18 protein-coding genes and 1 pseudogene are annotated in these 19,181 nt (G+C 63.1%); 8 read left to right on the forward strand and 11 right to left on the reverse strand.

Translation table 11 applies throughout. The features are described 5' to 3' along the window. Positions 1 to 186: 186 nt before the first annotated feature. On the reverse strand, positions 187 to 1,581 hold the full coding sequence (locus AC3ANQ_RS06375; RefSeq protein ID WP_488303123.1) for an IS1380 family transposase: 1,395 nt from the start codon (positions 1,579 to 1,581) through the stop codon (positions 187 to 189). A gap of 256 nt (positions 1,582 to 1,837) precedes the next feature. On the opposite strand from AC3ANQ_RS06375, the gene AC3ANQ_RS06380 reads away from it, so the two are divergent. The 5 genes and pseudogenes from AC3ANQ_RS06380 (at position 1,838) to AC3ANQ_RS06400 (ending at position 5,927) form a co-directional block, all read left to right on the forward strand. Next, positions 1,838 to 2,221 (forward strand): LysE family translocator, encoded by a 384-nt coding sequence (locus tag AC3ANQ_RS06380; RefSeq protein WP_488304309.1) that lies wholly within the window; start codon positions 1,838 to 1,840, stop codon positions 2,219 to 2,221. Between the two features lie 55 nt (positions 2,222 to 2,276). Continuing rightward, entirely contained in the window at positions 2,277 to 2,855 is a 579-nt protein-coding gene (gene epsC, locus AC3ANQ_RS06385) for a serine O-acetyltransferase EpsC (protein ID WP_488304310.1), read from the forward strand. Positions 2,856 to 3,397: 542 nt separating this feature from the next. Further along, positions 3,398 to 4,147, forward strand: a complete 750-nt coding sequence (locus AC3ANQ_RS06390) for a hypothetical protein (RefSeq protein ID WP_488304311.1) — start codon at positions 3,398 to 3,400, stop codon at positions 4,145 to 4,147. Positions 4,148 to 4,163: 16 nt separating this feature from the next. Continuing rightward, a complete protein-coding gene (locus AC3ANQ_RS06395) occupies positions 4,164 to 5,291 on the forward strand; it encodes a hypothetical protein (protein WP_488304312.1) in 1,128 nt (375 codons plus the stop codon). Positions 5,292 to 5,452: 161 nt separating this feature from the next. Then, positions 5,453 to 5,927 (forward strand): annotated as a pseudogene (locus tag AC3ANQ_RS06400) (DUF805 domain-containing protein). A gap of 384 nt (positions 5,928 to 6,311) precedes the next feature. Here the strand turns inward: AC3ANQ_RS06400 and AC3ANQ_RS06405 are convergent. From AC3ANQ_RS06405 to AC3ANQ_RS06430, 6 genes are all read right to left on the reverse strand, one after another. Beyond that, positions 6,312 to 7,268 carry an NAD-dependent epimerase/dehydratase family protein gene (locus tag AC3ANQ_RS06405; RefSeq protein ID WP_488304313.1) on the reverse strand — a complete coding sequence of 319 codons (957 nt, stop codon included), beginning with the start codon at positions 7,266 to 7,268 and terminating at the stop codon, positions 6,312 to 6,314. Continuing rightward, the gene (locus tag AC3ANQ_RS06410; RefSeq protein WP_488304314.1) at positions 7,265 to 8,929 is read right to left on the reverse strand and encodes a class I adenylate-forming enzyme family protein; all 1,665 of its coding nucleotides are present in this window, start codon (positions 8,927 to 8,929) and stop codon (positions 7,265 to 7,267) included. The genes AC3ANQ_RS06405 and AC3ANQ_RS06410 overlap by 4 nt, the downstream gene beginning before the upstream one ends. Continuing rightward, positions 8,919 to 10,121, reverse strand: coding sequence for a cytochrome P450 (locus AC3ANQ_RS06415; protein WP_488304315.1), 1,203 nt, complete (start codon positions 10,119 to 10,121; stop codon positions 8,919 to 8,921). The genes AC3ANQ_RS06410 and AC3ANQ_RS06415 overlap by 11 nt, the downstream gene beginning before the upstream one ends. Continuing rightward, the gene (locus AC3ANQ_RS06420; RefSeq protein ID WP_488304316.1) at positions 10,118 to 10,849 is read right to left on the reverse strand and encodes a glycosyltransferase family A protein; all 732 of its coding nucleotides are present in this window, start codon (positions 10,847 to 10,849) and stop codon (positions 10,118 to 10,120) included. Before AC3ANQ_RS06420 ends, AC3ANQ_RS06415 begins: the two co-directional genes overlap by 4 nt. A gap of 50 nt (positions 10,850 to 10,899) precedes the next feature. Next, positions 10,900 to 11,931 carry a 3-oxoacyl-ACP synthase III family protein gene (locus tag AC3ANQ_RS06425; RefSeq protein WP_488304317.1) on the reverse strand — a complete coding sequence of 344 codons (1,032 nt, stop codon included), beginning with the start codon at positions 11,929 to 11,931 and terminating at the stop codon, positions 10,900 to 10,902. A gap of 713 nt (positions 11,932 to 12,644) precedes the next feature. Further along, entirely contained in the window at positions 12,645 to 13,280 is a 636-nt protein-coding gene (locus AC3ANQ_RS06430; protein WP_488304318.1) for a hypothetical protein, read from the reverse strand. A gap of 855 nt (positions 13,281 to 14,135) precedes the next feature. Here AC3ANQ_RS06430 and AC3ANQ_RS06435 point away from each other — a divergent pair. From AC3ANQ_RS06435 to AC3ANQ_RS06445, 3 genes are all read left to right on the forward strand, one after another. After that, a complete protein-coding gene (locus AC3ANQ_RS06435) occupies positions 14,136 to 14,471 on the forward strand; it encodes a hypothetical protein (RefSeq protein ID WP_488304319.1) in 336 nt (111 codons plus the stop codon). Then, the gene (locus tag AC3ANQ_RS06440; RefSeq protein ID WP_488304320.1) at positions 14,468 to 15,484 is read left to right on the forward strand and encodes a hypothetical protein; all 1,017 of its coding nucleotides are present in this window, start codon (positions 14,468 to 14,470) and stop codon (positions 15,482 to 15,484) included. Before AC3ANQ_RS06435 ends, AC3ANQ_RS06440 begins: the two co-directional genes overlap by 4 nt. Positions 15,485 to 15,563: 79 nt before the next feature. Continuing rightward, entirely contained in the window at positions 15,564 to 15,797 is a 234-nt protein-coding gene (locus tag AC3ANQ_RS06445; protein ID WP_488304321.1) for a hypothetical protein, read from the forward strand. A gap of 36 nt (positions 15,798 to 15,833) precedes the next feature. Here AC3ANQ_RS06445 and AC3ANQ_RS06450 read toward each other — a convergent pair whose 3' ends face one another. From AC3ANQ_RS06450 to AC3ANQ_RS06465, 4 genes are all read right to left on the reverse strand, one after another. Then, on the reverse strand, positions 15,834 to 16,496 hold the full coding sequence (locus tag AC3ANQ_RS06450; protein ID WP_488304322.1) for a hypothetical protein: 663 nt from the start codon (positions 16,494 to 16,496) through the stop codon (positions 15,834 to 15,836). After that, complete coding sequence (locus tag AC3ANQ_RS06455; protein WP_488304323.1) at positions 16,493 to 17,245, reverse strand: dienelactone hydrolase family protein; 753 nt, start codon at positions 17,243 to 17,245, stop codon at positions 16,493 to 16,495. The genes AC3ANQ_RS06450 and AC3ANQ_RS06455 overlap by 4 nt, the downstream gene beginning before the upstream one ends. Next, positions 17,242 to 18,153 (reverse strand): DUF3592 domain-containing protein, encoded by a 912-nt coding sequence (locus AC3ANQ_RS06460; protein ID WP_488304324.1) that lies wholly within the window; start codon positions 18,151 to 18,153, stop codon positions 17,242 to 17,244. Before AC3ANQ_RS06460 ends, AC3ANQ_RS06455 begins: the two co-directional genes overlap by 4 nt. Positions 18,154 to 18,439: 286 nt before the next feature. Then, positions 18,440 to 19,174, reverse strand: coding sequence for a hypothetical protein (locus AC3ANQ_RS06465; protein ID WP_488304325.1), 735 nt, complete (start codon positions 19,172 to 19,174; stop codon positions 18,440 to 18,442). Positions 19,175 to 19,181: the final 7 nt, after the last annotated feature.

The following is a 19,181-nucleotide window of genomic DNA, read 5'->3' on the forward strand; positions in this document are numbered from 1 at the left end:
CGATCTTTCATGAGGCAGGATTTCGGCGGGGTCAGGGCTTACCGGCGGCCTGACGTGGTCGATTTTTGCATGAGGGTGTGACGGAAGGGCCGCTGACCGATGGCGGCTGGGCGCGGGCGGTTCCACTACCACCCGGGGTGCGGCTTTTGCTTCCCGTGGTTCCCTGTTGTCCGGTCCGGTTGCCGGCTATGGCGGGGTGATAGCCCTCAGCCTCGCGAGAGCGTTTATCAGCAGAGACGTTTCGGGTGCCTTGGATGCCAGGTGAAGGGTGATCTGTCGGGCGTGCCGGCTGATCTTGCCGGCGATCTCGAAAATCCGGGCCCGGAGTTTCTTGGGTTCCCACCGCCGCGCCTTGGTTCCGGGGAAAGCGAGCATCTGCGCCCATGCGGTGATCTCGGCCGCGAGCATGACCAGGTGGCACCAGAGCGTGTTCGCGGCGAAGGAGTGCAAGGGCAGGTTCCTCAGGCCGGTGTCCTTGACGCCCCGGATCCTATCCTCGCACCGGGCCCGCAACCGGTGCCGTGCTTCAAGATCGGCGAGCTGCCCGCGGGCCTGGTTTGTCGCGAACGCTGTGTAGCGCATCCCGTCGATGTCGGTGATCCGCAGCTGCGCGCCCGGGTGCGGGATTTCCTTGCGGACGATGACCCGCAAACCTTTGGGCCATGCGGAGAGCTCGAGCATGCCTGTGACATCCGCGACCCAGGCGCCGTCACGTTCTTCCCCGTCGCTGTTGTAGGCCCGCGTCCACGCCTTTTGAGGGATCAGCGGCAGGACGTTTTCGAGGGCACCATGGATCGGGAATCCGACCGAGTACCCCAGGTTCCGGTGGCGGGCGGCGAGCCAGTGCAGGAACTCGTGGGTGCCGCCGGCGGAGTCGGTGCGGATCATGAGCTTCCGCCCGGACCGGTGTCCGGCCGGGAGTTGTTTCAGCGCGTCTTTGACGATCTGGATGTGGTCGGCGGCGGTGTTGGAGCCGGCGTTGCCCGGGCGCAGGATCACTGCCAGGGGTTCACCGGTTCCCTCGGCGCCGTGGTCGATGAACGCGGCCAGCGGGTGGAACCCGAAGCCTTTCTTCCACGTCGGGCGGGCGTGTTCCTTGTCCGAATGGGCGCTCAGGAGCGTGGCATCAACGTCGATCACGACCGGGTTCCAGACGCTGGCGTTGTGCAACGGGGAGGCGTCCCCGGCAGCGTTCCAGGCACGGGCGCGGGCTTCGGCACGCGCCTTGTTGACCGCGGCCAGCGCCTTGGCCGGGTCGACCGTGGCGAGCACCTTGACCAGCCTGCTGACCGTGGGATCCGAGGCCACCAGCCCGTAAACCTCCGGCTGGGTCCGGAGCCGGTCCACGTCCGCCAGGCAGTCCCCGCCGGTCGCCAGGGACAGGGCCTGGTCGGTGAGGATCTTGCCGGGGTCATGCCGGGCGAAGGGCTTACGCCACGGCCCAAGTCCGGCCGACAAGCCAGCCATCAACCCCGTTGCCCGGACGGCTTCCGTCAGCACCAGCCCACCGGCCTGGGACACCACCCCGTCCCCGGCGGAATCAACACGGACAGACGGGTACGACGGGGTAAAGTGGTTCACCAGAAAGGTGCTCCTTCGAGCGGGTCAAAACAGTGCGTCAACAACACTATTTTCCCAGCTCAGGGGCACCTTTCCCTGCTTAAACACGCACTGGCCGCACCACCCCCTGAAATACCGAGGCTAGTTGCCTCGTTGGCGGTCGGCAGGCCATTCCGCGCGGCGCTACCTGCGATCTTTGGCATATCCATTGGGTTCCTGGCGCTATTGGCACTGACAAACACCGGGGTCGGATCGCGTGATTCAAAGCGTGCCAGCTGTGGCCTTCTCGCTCAAGGTGGTGGGAGCCGTATACCTGGTCTATCTTGCCTGGAAGATTTTCAGCAGTGACCCTTTAACGCCGTCGGCCGTCCCATCTGCCGCCGGATTCTGGAAACTCGGTGCTCTCCAAGTCGTGAATCCCAAAGCATGGCTTATGGCGCTGACGGCATCCGCCACCTACCCGGCGACCCTCGGTGGTGGAATCCACGGCCTAGTGCTCACGGGAATGCTTTTCACTGCCGTCAACCTCATATCGAACAGCGCTTGGGCGCTCCTGGGCCAAGGCGGATCCCGACTAATCCGAACCGCGGAAGGGCTAAGAAATCTCAACCGGATTCTTGGCGTCCTTTTGTTACTGTCCGTAGTCATGTTGTTCCTGTAAGCACCGGCATGAACCAGTATAGAAATGCGTGGGTGCTGGCTACCAAAGGAACAAAATGTCGATTCTGAAGCTCCTCAAGGAAGACCTGCAGGCCGCCAAAACCCAAGACCCCGCGGCATCCAATCTCTTCGAGGTTGCCCTGGTCTACTCCGGGGTTCACGCGATTTGGAGCCACCGTCTGGCGCACGCAATCTGGCAAAGACCACATCTGAGTGGTCTGGCCCGGGTAATCTCCCAAGCGACAATGACTCTCACCGGAATCGAAATTCACCCCGGAGCAACCATCAGACGACGACTTTTCATCGACCATGGAACAGGCGTTGTCGTGCGCGAAACCGCTGAAGTAGGTGACGACGTTCTCATGTACCAAGGTGTCACACTGGGCGGACGGGCATTGAGCAAGACGAAACGGCACCCCACCATCGGGAACCACGTCATGATCGGCGCAGGCGCCAAGATCCTGGGCCCCATCACGATCGGCGACGACTCTGCCGTGGGCGCGAATGCCGTCGTCGTCCGTGACGTTCCGCCCGGTTCCGTAGCGATCGGCATTCCCGCAACCTCCCGCCGGAAGGACCCAGAAGCGACTGCGGATCCGAGAACGGATTTCCTCGACCCGGCGCTCCTGATATAGGGAACCTGCATCACGAGCCCAGACAGCGTTCGCCTCGCAGCGGAAGTAACTGACCTCTAAGACAAGCAACCGCCAAGCTACGGCTTGGGAACGGCCGAGCAGAACAAAACCTCGTTCAGCGTCGAAATCTCCAACACCGGCAACCACGCCACACAAATTCACTCTGCCTTCTGGCAAATCGAACGCAGGATCTGCCCTTCCAGACAATCCCGGCCTCTCACGGCGGAGGCGGCATCGAGACTCTGTTCCAGGTTGCCACGTCGTTTACGGAACCTGGCAAAAACCCAAGCTCCTCCTCTAGCAGGTCGTTAGGCGTCTACCGACGAATTAGCTTTTCTCTAGAACCCAATAGAACTTCCTATAAGCAACTCCATCGGCGAGATCCAGACACTCATCCGGCTGACCCCGGGGAGCCCTCCGGTAGGGACGTACCACTGGCAGGCAATGAAGAATCGACACGACGTCGGGCCGGGACTGGGTTAGGGTGTGAACCACCCGGGACGAGTCATCTCCCGGCTGTTGAACAACGCTTGGGGGCCGATATGCCAATTACCAACAACATTGCCTGGGATGAACGCCTGGAGGCCTTCAAGGGACGGGGCACCACGCTGTACGTGACCGCTGCCGCTGCGGCTGTGAAGAAATGCGCGGACTGCCAGGAGCCCCTGGAACCCGGTGGCGCCCTGTCCCTGATCGTGGATGTGAAACAGGCACCCGATTTCACATCCTCCGGCAACCGCCACTATGACGCCTATATCTGCCACCGGGAATGCCAGGACCCCGATCTTGCATTCCACGAAGTTCCAGGTCTTGGGCTTCCAGACGAACTGGATAACTTTGGCACACGGTTTGTCCTTGGCTACCAGGATGCCTTCGGCATCAGGAACGTGCCCTGCCTGGCGTTTACGATCCTCACCACCGTAACGGTGCGGGAGGAAGGCGGCGAACGCGTTTCAACGACTCTGTCCGCCCTGTCCCGGCAGGGCTTCCAACCATCCATGACTGCCGCCTATGAGGACATGGTCAAGCACGCCAAGGACGTGCATGCCGGCTTCAGCTGCACCGCATCCCCGCAAGGAACGGTCTCTCTGCACAGCGACGGCCTGACGATCTACACATTGCAGCTGGACCCGGCCGACGCGGACGACGCGCTGTGGCTGGAATCAGCCAGGACAGGCAAGGTCCTGGTGATCAGCGGCGACAACCTTCATATAACGGAAACGGACCTCGACGTCGAGGCGGCCGCACGGCTGGGCACACTCCTGATCGGCTACGTCGCCGTCGGAAGCTGAGCCGCGGACCATGGACATGGACACCGAAGACCGCCAATACCGGACCCTCTCTGTGCACCGGCCCTGGGCCTGGGTGATGTGGCCCGCGGAAACACCGCTCATCACCGAAGATCCTGACCACACTGACCACTGTGCGCCGGCTGCAATCGCCTCCGCGGGCGTTGACTGGTCGCGGATCTACCGGGCCGTCCACTACGCCGTGCACAGCATCCCCGCCGAGGTCAGTACGCTCTACACCCCGGTCATCGACGTGAAAGTCCCGGTGGCACTCACCGAAACCGAATTCGAGCTGGCCTCAATCTGGGTCAGCGATGAAGATCCTGTGTCGTACCTTTTCGAAGATGACCACATCTACGGTGGCCGGCACCGTCTCTGGCTCAGCAGGGAACACCATGGTGACCGGGGTGTCCCGGTACGGTCGGAGACTTTCATAGACCTTGAGGACACCCTGAACGGTAGGGCGGTCAAGGAGATCACCATGGAATCAATCGCCATGGCCGTCAGCTGGTGGGAAGACAACCCTGACAGGTCCAACCGGGGCGTCACCCTCCCTCATCAGCGCATGCTTGCCCTGGCCCACCTTGAACTCACCGCCCCGCACCCCGTCTCTTCCGAATGGTTCGACCGGCTCTGCGAATGGGACAACAGGATCGAGGTTCTCGCCCAGCTGCACGCCGATGGACGCACCGACGCCGCCCTCCTTGAGGCCGAACTTCACTGGGCCTGGCGCTACCAGCAGGACCGCACGAGGATTGCTCCCGAACTGGTCACCAGCATGTTCCGCTGCCTCGGCTTCCGGAACAACGGCAAGCCCGCCAGACCTCCACGAGGCACCCTGACCCTGTACCGCGGCGCCACCGAAGAAAACCGGGCCGGGCCCTCCTGGACCCTGGACCCGGCCATCGCCCACCACTTCGCCGGATACCGGCAGGGAAACAAACAACGAGGTCAGGTCTGGGAAGTCACCGTGCCGGCCTCATGTGCCTTGGCCTACCTTTCAGAGGAGCAGGAATTCATCCTGGACCTTACCGGTTGTGAAGACCTTGTCAGGAACGCAGATCCTGGCTCCGCACCGGACCGGATGACCCGCTGGAGGACCAGGCACCTGCGCCGGATCCCACGGTCCGGCGACCACGACTTCTGAAGCGGAATCCGGACTGGCTTTGCAAACTACATCTTGGCCCGAGCCACCTAAACAAGCTTCCGGCGAGTCGCGCAGCAGTCGGTCCTCTTGTCAACGCCGACAACAGCGCTCTGCTTCGTGAAGCCGCAGAATGAACCAATCCCTCTGTTCCCGGTCAGTGGCTGCGAACTCAGCAGCAGCAGACCATCCCGGCCGGCAGCGCCGTCCCGCTTTGGGCCCCGTACTACGGTGCGCCCATCGGCGGGGCCGCACGCCGGTTCTTCAAGAAATACGCCACCTTTACCGGCCGCGCCAGCCGCAGCGAGTGACTGGTGGTGGGCCCTCATCGCCGCCGTCGTCGGCATCGTGCTGAACATCATCACGTACGTGGCCGGCTCCGCGGGTGCGACCGTCAGCGCCTCCGGGACCATGGTTCCGGGACCTGGCGCGATCGTCGGCGTTGTCCTCTTGGTCATCTGGGGTCTGGCCGTCATCGTCCCGTCCCTGGCCCTCGTTGTGCGCCGTCTGCACGATGTGAACTTCAGTGGCTGGTTGATCCTTATCGGCCTCATTCCGTTCCTCGGTGGGCTGGCCTTGAACATTTTCATGTTCCTTCCGCCCAAGCCGGAAGGCCAGCGGTTCGACGTCCCTGCCTAGCTGTCTGGCTAAAGGCCACCGACCCCAAAGTCGGTGAAGGGTAAATTCTTGACATAGATGGAACTGGCGAATGGGCCGGGTGCCAGGCCGCCCCGGCAACCCAAGGGCTTATCGGGGATGTCAGGTCAGACGACCACGCCAACCTCCCGGTTTAATCACCAGACCCAGGCGCGAATGTCTGCTAGGTGGTGTCGAGCCTCGTCTCCCGGGGCCGAATAACTTTGAAAAACCGGGGCCACCTACCATTGACAGAATCATGCATACGGGGCGTTTGCTTGAAGAGACAGCGGTGCACACCCGATCCTCCAGAGGAACACACGGCCCCGCCGGACACTGACCGGGCCAGGACCGGACAAATCTGCAGTTTTCGCCGACGCCGGCGGCCTATTCTTGGCGCATGAGCCCGGCCCCTCGGCGGCGGAGGGTGACCGGTTCCAGGTCTTGGATCCATTCTCCCGCGCCTGTGAAGCTGCTAGGGGCAGGCCTAATTCCCAGTTCCTCGCGCAACCGTCGTGTGCAGTAGGTTCGCTGGAATCCGAGCTGGCTGACGGCGTAACAGGTGAGCCGAGGCGGCTTGCCGGTTGCGCCGGCGATTGTCTCAAGGGACCTGGCTAGCACCATCGCCACGTGAAGGGGGACATAGCCGAGTTTGACGTGAGACCGTCCGGTAGCGTCCAGCAGCTCGCGCAGGACTCCTCCCAGTGAAACCGGTCGGTGGTCGGCGACGTTCACCGGGCCTGTGACGTTCGACGTGCACGCTGCGAGGGCTGCGTCGACAAGATTCTTTATGGACGTCAGCTGATGTTGGACATCCGGTCCGCCAACGCTAAGCAACCGGCCGCGGTTGATGTTGTTGATGAGTCGTGGCAGGAGGGTCCGGTCGCCGGGGCCGTAGATGGCGTGCGGTCGTAGGATGATGGCGTTGCTGTGTTTCGAAGCGATAGCCTCTGCATGCGCCTTGGAGCTGGTATAGGCGTTAAGGTATCGGCCGGCCACGGCTTCCTCCGGTCTATTTATGCAGGGTTGCCACCATGGATAGACGCTGGAGGTGGAAATGTGGACCAGACGGGCGCGGGGAAAGGTTGCCGTGACGGCCTCGGTCCCAAGCACGTTGATGCGGTGGAACAGTTCGGAGGCGCCCGCGTCTGCTACGTGCGCTGCGGCGTGCACGACGGCGTCCACTTCCGGGCGCACCGGCAGCACCCCCGTACAAAGATCCCACGTGCGTAGTCCAGGGAGCGGGCGCCGGCCGTACCGGATCACTTCCCAGCCGCGTTCTTCGGCAGCCGAAGCCACGGCGTTGCCGACGAATCCACTCGCCCCGGTCACAGCGATCTTCATTGCTTCCCGCCCGGCTCCTGGTCCATAAAAAATGACCTTAGAGTAGTGCGGTCCGGCTTCCGGTGTCGTCCTGACGTCGGGAGTGTGTGCATGATCTCGATGCGGTCCGGCAGCGCGGATTCATCGATCAGTCTGGGCAGCTCTCGGTGGAGTGTCCGCAGGAGGGAATCCCGACCTTGGCCTGGCCGTGGCTCGACGGCGAGCCATACTTTTTCGTCTCCGATGCTGTCTGGGACGCCGACCATTATTGCCTGGTTCACTCCCTCGATCCCGGAGATTGCGGGCTCGTACAGGCCCGGGTAGATATTGGTCTTGCCGCGGATGATCATGTCTTTCTTGCGCCCAAGCAGAACGAGCCTGCCAACGCATTCGCCGGCCGCACCTCCAGGACCGCGGTCGATCCGTACGAGATCACCTGTGGCGTGTTCGTGCACGGTGTCCTGGCCGAGGTAGCCCAGGCACATGTTTGGTCCAGAGACGATCAATTCGTGGTCATCCGCCACCCGCGTGCTCAGGCCGGGCAAAGGCTCGCCGAGGTAGTCACCCTCCCCGGAACCATCCAGCGTCCGGAATTCTGCGGTGCGGCCGGAGGCAAAGTCCAGTTTTTCCCTGCCGTCGGCAACCGCTATGGGAAGCACTTCCGTCATGCCGTAGATACAGAGGAAATGGACTCCGGGCAGGAGCCGGGCCGCTCTCTCCAGGAAGGATGCCAGCACAGGAGCGGCACCCAGCATGACCGTCTTCAGCGTGTCGGGCCAGGCAAGCCTGCCCGTTTCCACGGCGTCGAGGATCGGCGCCAGCTGTGACGGCACGAGGAAAACGTGGCTCGCCGCGGAGCGTCCGGGCGAAGCACCTAGCTCGGCGGCGAACCGGAGCGGATCTATGGTGGCGGAGAGCCCGTAAGAGGGCATGCTCCAGTGCGCTCCGGCGATAAGGGCGGGCAGTCCCATCATGAGCTGCTCAGAATGGATCCGGTCACCGGCCGCGAAGGTGCAGCGCGTGCTGAGCTGGCGGAATCCGGCGGCGAGGGTCCCACGGCTGTGCACCACGCCTTTGGGATTCCCCGTGGTGCCCGAGGTGAAGATGATGACCGCTTCCTGCCCTGGCGCGGCCTGCGGCATCTGAACCCCACGCTCGGGATTGCGGGACAGGGTCTGAATGTTCGTGGACTTCAGTGGAACTCCGGGCAGCCAAGGCCCGGTGTGGTAGTGGCGGACCTTCATCCCCCCGTAGTCCGGAAGCAGTAGGCCCCGCCGCCTGGCGAGGGGTCGCAGCGGACCCCGGGCGCTGAGAGCGTAGAGAAGAGATTCAGATGCCGCCCAGCGCGGAGACGCCAGTGCCACCCTGCTAAGAAACAGTTCCGGCCCTACTCCTGGATCGATGAAGACGATGGCCCCGCCTGCGCGCACGGCAGCCAACGCGAGAATGACCGCGGCAGGGCCTGGTCGTACAGAGAACAACAGCCGCTCCCCGGGGCCGAAACCGTCCCGCCGCAGCCCTGCAGCTGTCGATTCGATTCCTGCGGCAAGGTCCCGGTAGTTGATGGTCTTTCCCGGGCTGCCCTTGCGTTTGCCCGGCGCCGTGATGGCCGGATGGTCCGGGTATTTCGAGGCGGCATCGTAGACGGCCGCGATGAGGTCTCGATCACTGTCAGGTCGCACGAGTCAACTCCAGAGCATTGTAATGGGGGATGAGAACGTTCCGGCTCACGGTCCGCGAGCGAATGGTCCAAGGTCCACGGCTGTACTCGTCCAACAGCAGGGTCAGCGCGTGGTTGATCTCGGCCATGGCGAGCGGCATTCCGATGCAGAAATGCGCACCCGCTCCGAACCACAACTGGCGGGCTGCCGCGGGGATCGGCCTCGCCGGATCAAAGCCCCCCAGGCTCTTGGCTGCGTGCACTGTGGAAAGGAGCATCCGATCTCCTTGCTTGATTCTGACCCCGCCGAGCCGGGCCGCAGCTGTTGCCTCGCGCAGCATCATAGGTGAGGGCACCGTGTACCTCAGGCCTTCGTTCACGGCATCCGCGAGGCCGCTGCGGTCAGCCGCCAGGCACGGCAGCCTGCCGTCATCGAACAGCATCGCCGCGAGCCGAGGAACATAGGAGACCAGTGTTTCGGTTCCGACAATCACGAAAGCGCTGACAATCCCCACGGTTTCGTCCTCGCTCAGGCCCAGGACCCGCAGACGGCCCGGGAACGTGGAAGGGTCATCGGAACGATATGCGTTGCGAATTGGTCCGGCGAGCACTTCGGCGGCGATCCTTGCTTTTTCCACCTGCGGCGGCGTCAGCCGGGGCCGCCCCAACCGCACGAGAGAGGTGATCGACGTGCCGCGGTTGAAGAGTTCCGTGTCCGGGAGGCGTCCAGGCGCGTTGTCCATGACCCCAAGCAACCTACTGATCACTCCTCCGGAGAGTTCCTTGACCAGTTCGACGAGGTCGACAGAGCCCCTGCCGTCCAGCCCTCTCGCCAGCCGGTTGCCCAGTCGTTCGCCGGCCGGGGCAACGATGGATTCAACTGCCCGCGGGGTGAACAGCCCGTTGAGGCGGCGCCGCAGTTCCAGATGATCTTCACCGTGCATGTTAAGCAGGGCCCGAGGACCCACCACAGGACTCCACAGCGCACCGGAGGCTTTATCCCCGGATTTCGTATAACTGGGATTCATGAGGACTTCGCGGACCAGCGAAGCGTCGCTGACCAGCACGCCAAGGCCCGGCAGCCGGACCACGGACCGGAACTTTCCCAGCCCTCGGATCAGCGGATACGCCACAGGGTGCGCCCCGGTGTGAAGGCGCCTCTCCCACCTGGCCAGATCCCCTGCAGACCGGGCCCTTGAGGCAAAGATGCTCACCGGATGTCCACCCGATCCGGGCGGAAGCGATGGTCCGCGTACCAGGCGAGAGTATTAGGCAAACCCCATGCCTGCACCCGGCGGGAGGGACCGAACACCACCACGTTGCGCCGAAGGGCATAGGCCCGTGTGAGCTTACGGACACGGTTGGAAAGCGCCCGGTCCTCGTGCAGGTCTTCTATGCTGGTACGAGGAAACCCGCCCGCTCGCAGATACAGATCCGCCGTGATGGCCATGTTGCAACCAGGCAACATCTGATACGGGCCAAGGTAGCCTTCCCCCCTGTTGCCTGGGCGTATGCGGCCAAAAAAAGATGCAACCTCCACCGCCAGAAGCATCAGCCAGCGGCGGCCTAGGCCCAAACCTTCGTCCAAGCGAGGGTTCAGTTGGCCCGCGATCATTTCCAGTCCGTCCTCGAATGCTTCCATGATGCGAAGCGTCCAATCCGGGGCAGGCAGGCAGTCCGCATCCGTGCGTGCCAGCCAACGGGCACCGTTCAACGCGCCGAAGCGCATTCCAGTGTCCGCGGCGGCACCGGTCCCCTTTAGAGTCTCAATGATCAGACGAACATCCATGGCTGGATGGAGCCGCGCAAAGTCGGCCACGATCGCTCGAGTCGCGTCCGTCGATCCGTTGTCGACCACAACCAAGGTGAAGTCTGTGTGCACCTGAGCTGCAAAAGCCTCCAGGGATTGCTGGATCAGCTTCTCTTCGTTCAGCGCCGGCATCGCCACGCACAAGTCACATACCGGCGGCTCGCTGCTTCTAGTCTGAGCGCTCACAGGCGCACCACGGCGATGCCCAAGCTCACGCCACCAGCCAATCCCACCAGTGCCACCAAGTCGCCTGGCCCGCACCGGCCCAGATCTTGTGCCTGCTTGAGTTGCAACGGCAGGCTTACCGAGGCCATGTTGCCGAAGTCCTCCACGGTGCGAACGAGCTTGTCCTGAGGGACACCGGCGCTCCCGGCAAAGATGTCCCTGTACGGGCCGCTCACCTGATGGACGCAGACAACGGCGAAATCGGACCACGTGAGACCGAGGGTGTCCAGTGTTTCGTCCAGAATGCCCCGGCCCAGGTCCAGAAAGGCGTCTTTGAGCTTTTCACCGTCCATATTGAAGAACGTCGCCTCAATATCCCTCGGAGCCACGGACCCGCCTCCAGCCAGGGTACCCACCGCCCAGTGGCTGCTCTTGGCAGTAAAGCCAAGACCCAACACGCGGCCACCGGCTTCGTCGGAATCCGAGGGCTCCATAAGCAGGGCACAGCCAGCGTCGCTCATCGTGTACCCCGGGAACGCGGAAGTAAATGTCGCCTGGTCCGGAACAGACCACCGGACGGCACGGGACGGCGATTCGCCGCTGACCAGTAGCACACGTCGGTAACTCCCGGTTCTGATCAAGGCGTCGGCTACCTCCAGACCGTTAAGCAGGCTATTGCAGGCGTTCTTGACATCCATCACCGGGCACTCCAGGCCCAGTTTTGCGGCAACCATGTGGCCTGTTGCCGGCTCCACCATGTCCTGACTGGCCGAAGCGAAAATGAGGAGATCAAGCTCGGCAGGTTGGACTCCCCGGTCGCCCAGCAGTTTGGCCGCGGCAACAGCCGCAAGATCGGAAGCCTGCTCTCTTGCATCCATCACGGAGCGGGTCCGGATCCCGGTCAGCCTTCGGATAAGGCCCGACGGAACGCGGAAGCCCGGGCTGGATGCTGCAAGCTGCCGTTCCAGTTGATCGGTGCCAAGGCGGCCTGGTGGCACATAGACTTCGAGACCGACGATTCTCGCCGCTCCGGGATTTGTTTGGTCCATACAGCAATCTCCCCACAGTTAACGCGTTCGATGATCCCTCAGCTCAACGGCGTCTGACCCGGAAGGGCTCGGGTGAGCCCCGAGCTTCAAGCATTTTCGTCCAGGATTCTCGTTGGATTCTCTCCGCCTGGAGCATTTTCCAAACCGTCTGGATAATATATCGTGACGAAGCGTCGACTCTTCCCATCTGGAGGCATCCACAGGCGACCAGCTCTGAGGGTCGCTACGCCGGTTGTGTTGAAGATAGTCGCCCTGGGAGCGGTCATACACAAAGCCCGCCAGAAGTCCTTCGGGGATTGCCGCCTTCGTCAAGACGGCGCGGCCCATGGTGTTGTCCGGTCGTGCTTTGATCCTCATCGGTTACGGCGATCACGCCGTCAGTGGCGGGCGCCGTTGCGTTATCTCCGAACAGGCCGACGGCGCCAACCATGAAGAGCACCATCGCCGCGCAGGTGGACATCGTCGCAGCGCCCGGTAGGTAGAAGGCGATGGATCGGAGCGGGTGACGCCTAGCTTGCACCGCTGGCAGCGCCCGGCTTTGGACCCACGATCCTTGATGCGTTTTTGCGTGACTCATGCTGCCCTCTCCCTGTGGTCGTCTACCCGCCGGCCACTTTGACGACTTCGCGGCGGCAAAACAACGGCAGCGCTTCTGGCCCGGAGGTATGAGTCGATCCGGACCGTGGCCTTGACCCGGAGGTGTCGCCTGCATATTAGAACCAGGCCAACGCGACAACCCTTGCGACCGCGACGATCGCGATCCCCGCGAGCCCGAGGAATATCTGATGGCGAACCGGCCACCGCAGCGCATACCATGCCTGAGCGTCCAGCTTCTGTTTCTTCGGGCGGCCGACGAACCTCGGCGGGTCGATCTTCAACGCGTCCAGGACTGCGGCTGTTACTTCCGCGTTCATCGTCGCTGTCGCCCGTGCATCGCCCTGACGAAGGAACAGAGTCACTGTAGGTCTGGTCAGCACTCGTCCGATGGACGCGGCAGACGCAAGGCCAGCCTTCGCGATGGATGCGGCGGCCGCAAGGTCTGGCCCCGGGGTGAACCGGCGATAGCAAAACGCTTGATGGACCCGCACATAGCCGGGTCCAACGACCACCCAGCGCGTGAACCGGAGCCACACGATGGTGCCGACACCCAGCATCAAGCCGACCACGACCGTGCAGATGCCCCAAAGTGGCCCAAGCCACCGGTCCGCCTTGGCAACGACGAGCAGGAGCATCACCGGGATCAGAAGCAGCCCGGGGGCGGTGACCCTGATCCTTGTCTTGTTCTTGCTGCGGCCGGTGAACGCGCTGTAGAGCGTCTCGTCCGGACCAACCTCAAACTGTCGAAGCATTTCCCGATTCCCTTCATCCAGTGATCGGCAGACCCGGAACGGGGCATGTCGCTTGCTTAGTAACGAGACCTAGGGGCTCGTGACGCAAATTTTTTCGCCGATTTGCGGGCCCCGCCAGCCCGGGTCGACGATTCCGGTACGGCTGCATCTTCCGTCCGGGCCTGGAGGCCACATGTAGGCGCATATAGCCCGGCAAGACGTTGCAGCCTAACGGCTTCATGGAATGCCGCGGCCTACATCCGTAGAGCGTACGGGGGTTGCTCGGGAAGTTTTCTTGGTTCAGGCGGTTCCTTTCGCGGCACGTTCCATGCCTGACTGCCACTGTGTGATTGTCGGGGATGCGTTTTGAGCCGGGGGCGCGCAAGGACATCGGGCTGGTGGGGAAGGAGCGATCTGGTGATAAAACTGCCGGGCACGGAACCGCGGAAACGGACCCGGACCGGGATATCGCCGGCCGCTGGTGGCGGCTTCCTGCTTTCTGGGTCGTGGGACTGTCCGGGTACGAGGTTCTTGCTGTGTGGTCGCGCATCATGTTGCACCCGTTCACGGGGACGGTGGTCTCGGATCCGCTGGATTGGGAGATCCTTGTGATCGCCGGGACCACGGGCGGCATCCAGGGCCTGCTGACGCTGCCGAATCTGCTCACGAAGACCCGTTTCCTGCCGCGTCACGGGTGGCTGATGATCGCCGGAATCCATCTCGCCGCGTCGGCGGCAGTCATCATCCTCGCCGGCCCTCGGCAGCTCACGCTGAGCGTTGGCCTGATGGCGGTTGTTGCGCCGCTGGCGTGGTTTCTTGGCGGCATGGCTTTCATGATGCCTGCGGCGTTCGCAGTCCCTTTGTACGTGGCCGTCCGTGGGGTGTTGGATCGCTCCCGGGTCCGCCCGGTTCTTCTTCGGCCGTCGGCTGGGGATCGTCGCAGTGCTCGTCACCGACTTCGCGGCGGCACGCAACCAAACCGTTCTCTCGGTGGCGGCCGCGGGCCTGATCGCGGTCGCGGTCATGAACTACCGGGGCGGACGCCACGGCGCTTTTGCATCCCTGTTCCCGTCCCTGCTTTGCGTCGTCTTCGGGGCGGCCATTCTCGGGGCGGCCGGCACCACGCTGCCGGGTCTCCTGAACGGTGCAGCAGCCGCCATCAGCGTCCCGCTGCTCGTCATAAACCTCACCTCGAATAAGGCCAAAGGATGACTTCTCCCATACCGCAACCGCAAGACAACACCATCACAACCGGTCCGGCTGTCATGCTCACGCCGAGCCCGAACGCAGGATCCCTCAAGACGGTGACGGCAGTTCGCTGGCGCCGACGGACCGTCAGCCGGTTCTTCGGTGGCGTTGTGCGTCATCGTCCCTGGCAGGGTCGCGCCGCCATCGCGGCCCTGCTGATGGTCCCCGTCCTTTTCCTGTCCGCGTGCGAAGTGGCCGATGCCGAACGCAAGGGCGGCGGCGAGGTCACGCAGGTCCTCGCGGATGCGGGGCTGAAAGACTCCGTCACGGGGAAGCTGAACTGCACGGGATCACTTCCGGGGGTCAGCGAGTACTGCCGGGTCCCATTGGTGGCCACCTCGGAGGACCTCGGCGTCATGGACCCTGTGGCGAAGCTCAAAGAACCGTTGCAGAACATCGCGGACAAGTACGCCAAGTACCAGGCCGGCGACCGCGTGACCTTCACCTTGCACCACGGCGACACCTCGTTCGAGGTGGACCCTGCAGACCGGGCCGCCGTGGAGAAGTTCCTGGCCGTCGCCTCCGCACAGGACCGCGCCGGCGCATACGTCAGGCTGTACGACAACACTGCGATCGTGGACTATTCGCGTGCCGTGGGCGCCGTGAAGCTCTGCAGCCTCGCAGAGATATGGACAGGGTCGTTCGCCAACGTGAACGTATCCTCGTACCCGAAAACGGCGCCATGGGTGGAGGTGACCGGGCCGCTGGGGACGGCTGTTCCACCGGATTTCGGCAAGGTGTGCGCAGCGATCCAAAGATTCCTCTCCGACGGGCCCGATCCCCGGACGCAGGTCAATTATCTAGTCAGCGGGGGACCCCTGGCGACACCCGGCACGCCCCGTCTTCTGATCACGGTGCCGGGGGACAAAGTCCAGGAAACGCAGGACCGCTTCACCGACCTGGAGCCCGCCGTGACCGTGGATGTCTATCCGCTGCACGATTTGGGCCCGGTAGATCATGGCGGGAACTCGATGTGAGGGAAGCCTGGGAGTTTGAAAGACACTCACCGAAACCGAATTCGAGCTGGCCTCGCTCTGGGTCAGCAATGAAGAACCCGTGGCGTACCTTTACGAAGGTGACCTCATCTACGATGGCCGGCACCGGCTCTGGCTCAGCAGGGAACACCATGATGACAGGGGTGTCCCGGTACGGTCGGAGACTTTCATAGACCTTGAGGACACCCTGAACGGCAGGGCGGTCAAGGAGATCACCATGGAATCAATCGCCGTGGCCGCCAGCTCCCATTTCGTACGTCGTCGCCCACCGAAGTGGACATCTGATCGCCGCTGACGACCTCAGCCGGTTGGGTTGACGACAGGCCGCTCATTACTTGCGCCTGTTGGTTGATTGCTTCCTCCCGCCGGGACGGTTGCTCCGGGACGACCGCCAGTCGAGCATGAGAAGACCTGAGCCGATGAGAAATCCACCCATCTGCAGGCCGAATGAGGCTTCGTGGACCTGATTGGCTGTCCGCGGCTGCACAGCGCCAAACGTGGGCCGGTACACCTGAAGGGTCGTCCCGGCCGGCCAACTGTCGGCCGCGTCCAGCTGCTGTGTCGTCCCGTCGGGGTAGCGCAGGATCGCCGAGTACAACGGCTCGCCGCCACGCGAATGGCCGCTGACCCAGTCCTCGATGACCTCCGCGGAGGTCTCGTGTCCAAAATACGTCATCCAAACGTCTCCCGCGGACGCCATCAAGACAATGCCACCCAGGCAGAGCCCGAGGAACGCGAAAATTGCTCGGACGACGCGCAAGCGGCGTCCGACACCCATGCCCCGTGCGGCACCGAAGACCCCGACCAGGCCGCAGATACCGACGACCAGCCCGCAGATCATGCTGCCGGTAAAAGCCTCGACGAGAACCGAGCCTGCCGTGGTCAGTAAAAGGAAGAGGATCAGCCAGAACCGGGCACCGAGTCGTGCGAGGCCTACCGCCATGCGGGTCAGCGCCGCCCGCCCGGCGTCGGCGGGTTGAGCGCTCCTCGTCAATGTACCGGTTCAATCGGGGTGAGGAGTCGGTTGATGCGGTTCCAGACGTCTTGGGCGGATTGGTGGTGGTAGCTGTTGCGGCGGTCGCACAGGAAGGCGTGCCCGGTTCCGGGGTACTCGATGAGTTCAAAGGTCACGCCGGCCGTGTGGAGTGCGGCGGCGATGGCGCGGCGGTGTTCGGGGGGAACGATGGCGTCGTCCTCGCCTACGAGAACGAGTACCTGTCCGGTGATGGCGTGTGTGTCGTCGATGGTTGGGGTTGGCTGACTGATCGGGATGTCGGTGGTAGGGATCCATCCGCCGTAGAGGACGATGGTCGCCGGGATATCGAATCTTGTTGCTGCGAGGTAGGCGATGTGTCCTCCGACGCTGAGACCGACCATGCCGGCCAGTGGGATGTTTTGGCTACGGATGTAGTCGACGGTGGCGCCGATGTCTTCCAGAGCCTGTGCGCGGGTGAGTTGGTGGAGCAATGCGAAGCCCCGGGTGCGGCCGGTGTCGTCGGCGGGAAGTTCGGTGTTTGGGGCAGTGCGGTGGTAGAGGTCGGGTGCCAGTGCGCTGTAGCCGAGGGCGGCGAGGCGGTCGCAGACGTCACGGACGTGGGCACTGACACCGAATAGTTCCATCCCTACGATGACCGCGCCACCGGGTCCAGGGACGGCGGGCCGGGCAAGGTAGCCGCTCATCGGCTGGCCATCGAGTGTCGAGATCTGCACGGACTCCGTGAGAACGCGGACAGGGTCCGTCATGATAGTCCCCTCGTAGTGTCGGGCTTTGCGGGTGAACCGGTGGATGGCCTTGGCGCTCGTTGTGTCCTTTCCTTGGGCCGCGGTTTGAAAACAATTGACGAGAGGAACCAGGTTTCGCCGATGGTGACTCCGGTTGTGACCACCGCCATCAATGTGGTGAAGATCGTCCCCGTCACGATGTCTGTGGTGGTGTCGATGGACGCCATTGACGGGTCGGCGCTGTCATAGCGAACCTGGATCGGGTCACCGACACTGCCACTGCAGTGCCACGACGAGGTCACCGTGTACACCTTGCCTCCGACCTGGTAGGAGGCCGTGTCCTTGCAGCCCCTCCCGCCGTAGTGGTGTGTGATGGTTCCTGTTGTCGATGCGTTTGACGACAGCGACGCGTGGAGACTGCTGAAAATCTGCAACCAGAACACCACAGCCATCACCGGAATCAAGACGGCGAAACCGATGGACAGGATCCACGAAAACCCTGAGCTAACCCAGCTTCTAACAGGAGAGGGTTGAGGGTGATTTGCCTGCTGCGACCGCTTCTTCGTTGTCCTGGCGCGCGTGAGTTCAGCCATCTTGGCGCGGAGTGCAGCGATCTGCTCATCAGTGGCCTGCCCCGACCCGTCTCCCAGCGCCTCGACTTGTTTCTGGAATTCGGACGTCTCACTGGGTGGTTGAGCCAAGCTGGATGCCGCAGATGCAGATTGCGATTGCAGCTCGCCTGCCGTCGGCACGGGGTCTAGAAGCTTGGTCTTGTGGTGGGTGATTAGGGACGCACTGACACCTGACAAGATGGGGATGCCGAACAGTATGAACATCCCAACCAGCACTGCCCCCGGGTCATTGTTGCGGCCGACGATCACCGCCATCGGGACAGCACCGAAGAGGAACAGGGCGACGGTCAGGACCACGAACCAGATGATCCAGAGCCCGATCTTCTTCCCATGCATGGCTTTGCCTCATTGCTCTCTACGACTCGATGGACAGTCCTGATCACTACCGAAGATCGGCAAGTACGTTCGCAGCTAGGCCAAGGTAGGCACTCGCGCTCGCCCACAACTTCGCCAAAAACACCTATCAGCGCCTAGGGTGCCGATCTAGTCTTCATGGTCGGCCCTGGTTGAGTTGACACAATCAGACGAGGTCTTATCGACCCTCCCGGGCAGGGATCCTCTTCCAGAGTGCTCGGTTCAGGAGTCAGGAAATGGTGGCGTGGGCCTGGGCTTTGATGGTCTTGTCAGTGAGGAGTTTCCCGGCGGCATCTGCCGGAGTGAGCCTGACGTCGAAGGTAATCGGGGAACCCTTCTGGTACTTGAAGTTCGTCCCGTAGCTGAAGGTCTGTCCCTGGGCGAAGGCGAAGAACGGGTCCATGCCGGAGGCCGTCTTGACCGCGTCAGAGTTGACTTGCGCTGCCTCGAAGAGGCTGCTGCCCGTGATGGTATCCATGCCCTGGACGTATTTCCAGTCGTCGTACCTCGGTTCGATCTTGACAAGAAGGTTGGACAGGTTCACCGTTGCGCCGCCGTTCGTGATGACGTAGTTCACGAACACGATCGGGTCGCCCTTGGCGATGATCGGCTTGTTTGTGTCGGGGTCCACGAACAAGCCCTGCTTCGGGGCCGTGGTGGTGCCGGCCTGGTATATATCCACGGTGATCTCCCCGACCTTGGTTGTTGCTATTTTCGACCCGGGGGTGGTGGCGGGCTTGGCCCACGCCGGCGCAGCCCCTGAGGCCGCGGGGCCCGCGCTGCTGGATGCGGCGGCAGCCGAAGCTGTCGTGGTGGCTGAGGGCGAGGTGTTTGACGGGGAGGCGGCACTGCTGTTGGTTGGGGCCGTGGTGGTGCCGGGTGCCCCGGCGAGGGGGGCTGAGCACCCTGATGCTAGCGGCACAAGGGCGAGAGCTGCGGCGATGGCGAACGGACGGACCTTCATGGAGAAC

The sequence above is a fragment of the Arthrobacter sp. DMZ02-1R genome (assembly GCF_057747935.1).

What these genes read in the sequence shown, in the direction of transcription:
- epsC (WP_488304310.1), top strand. Translation starts at nt 2,277, where the DNA reads ATGTCGATTCTGAAGCTCCTCAAGGAAGACCTGCAGGCCGCCAAAACC.
- AC3ANQ_RS06390 (WP_488304311.1), top strand. Translation starts at nt 3,398, where the DNA reads ATGCCAATTACCAACAACATTGCCTGGGATGAACGCCTGGAGGCCTTC.
- AC3ANQ_RS06395 (WP_488304312.1), top strand. Translation starts at nt 4,164, where the DNA reads ATGGACACCGAAGACCGCCAATACCGGACCCTCTCTGTGCACCGGCCC.
- AC3ANQ_RS06405 (WP_488304313.1), bottom strand. Translation starts at nt 7,268, where the DNA reads ATGAAGATCGCTGTGACCGGGGCGAGTGGATTCGTCGGCAACGCCGTG.
- AC3ANQ_RS06420 (WP_488304316.1), bottom strand. Translation starts at nt 10,849, where the DNA reads ATGCCGGCGCTGAACGAAGAGAAGCTGATCCAGCAATCCCTGGAGGCT.
- AC3ANQ_RS06425 (WP_488304317.1), bottom strand. Translation starts at nt 11,931, where the DNA reads ATGGACCAAACAAATCCCGGAGCGGCGAGAATCGTCGGTCTCGAAGTC.
- AC3ANQ_RS06430 (WP_488304318.1), bottom strand. Translation starts at nt 13,280, where the DNA reads ATGCTTCGACAGTTTGAGGTTGGTCCGGACGAGACGCTCTACAGCGCG.
- AC3ANQ_RS06440 (WP_488304320.1), top strand. Translation starts at nt 14,468, where the DNA reads ATGACTTCTCCCATACCGCAACCGCAAGACAACACCATCACAACCGGT.
- AC3ANQ_RS06455 (WP_488304323.1), bottom strand. Translation starts at nt 17,245, where the DNA reads ATGACGGACCCTGTCCGCGTTCTCACGGAGTCCGTGCAGATCTCGACA.
- AC3ANQ_RS06465 (WP_488304325.1), bottom strand. Translation starts at nt 19,174, where the DNA reads ATGAAGGTCCGTCCGTTCGCCATCGCCGCAGCTCTCGCCCTTGTGCCG.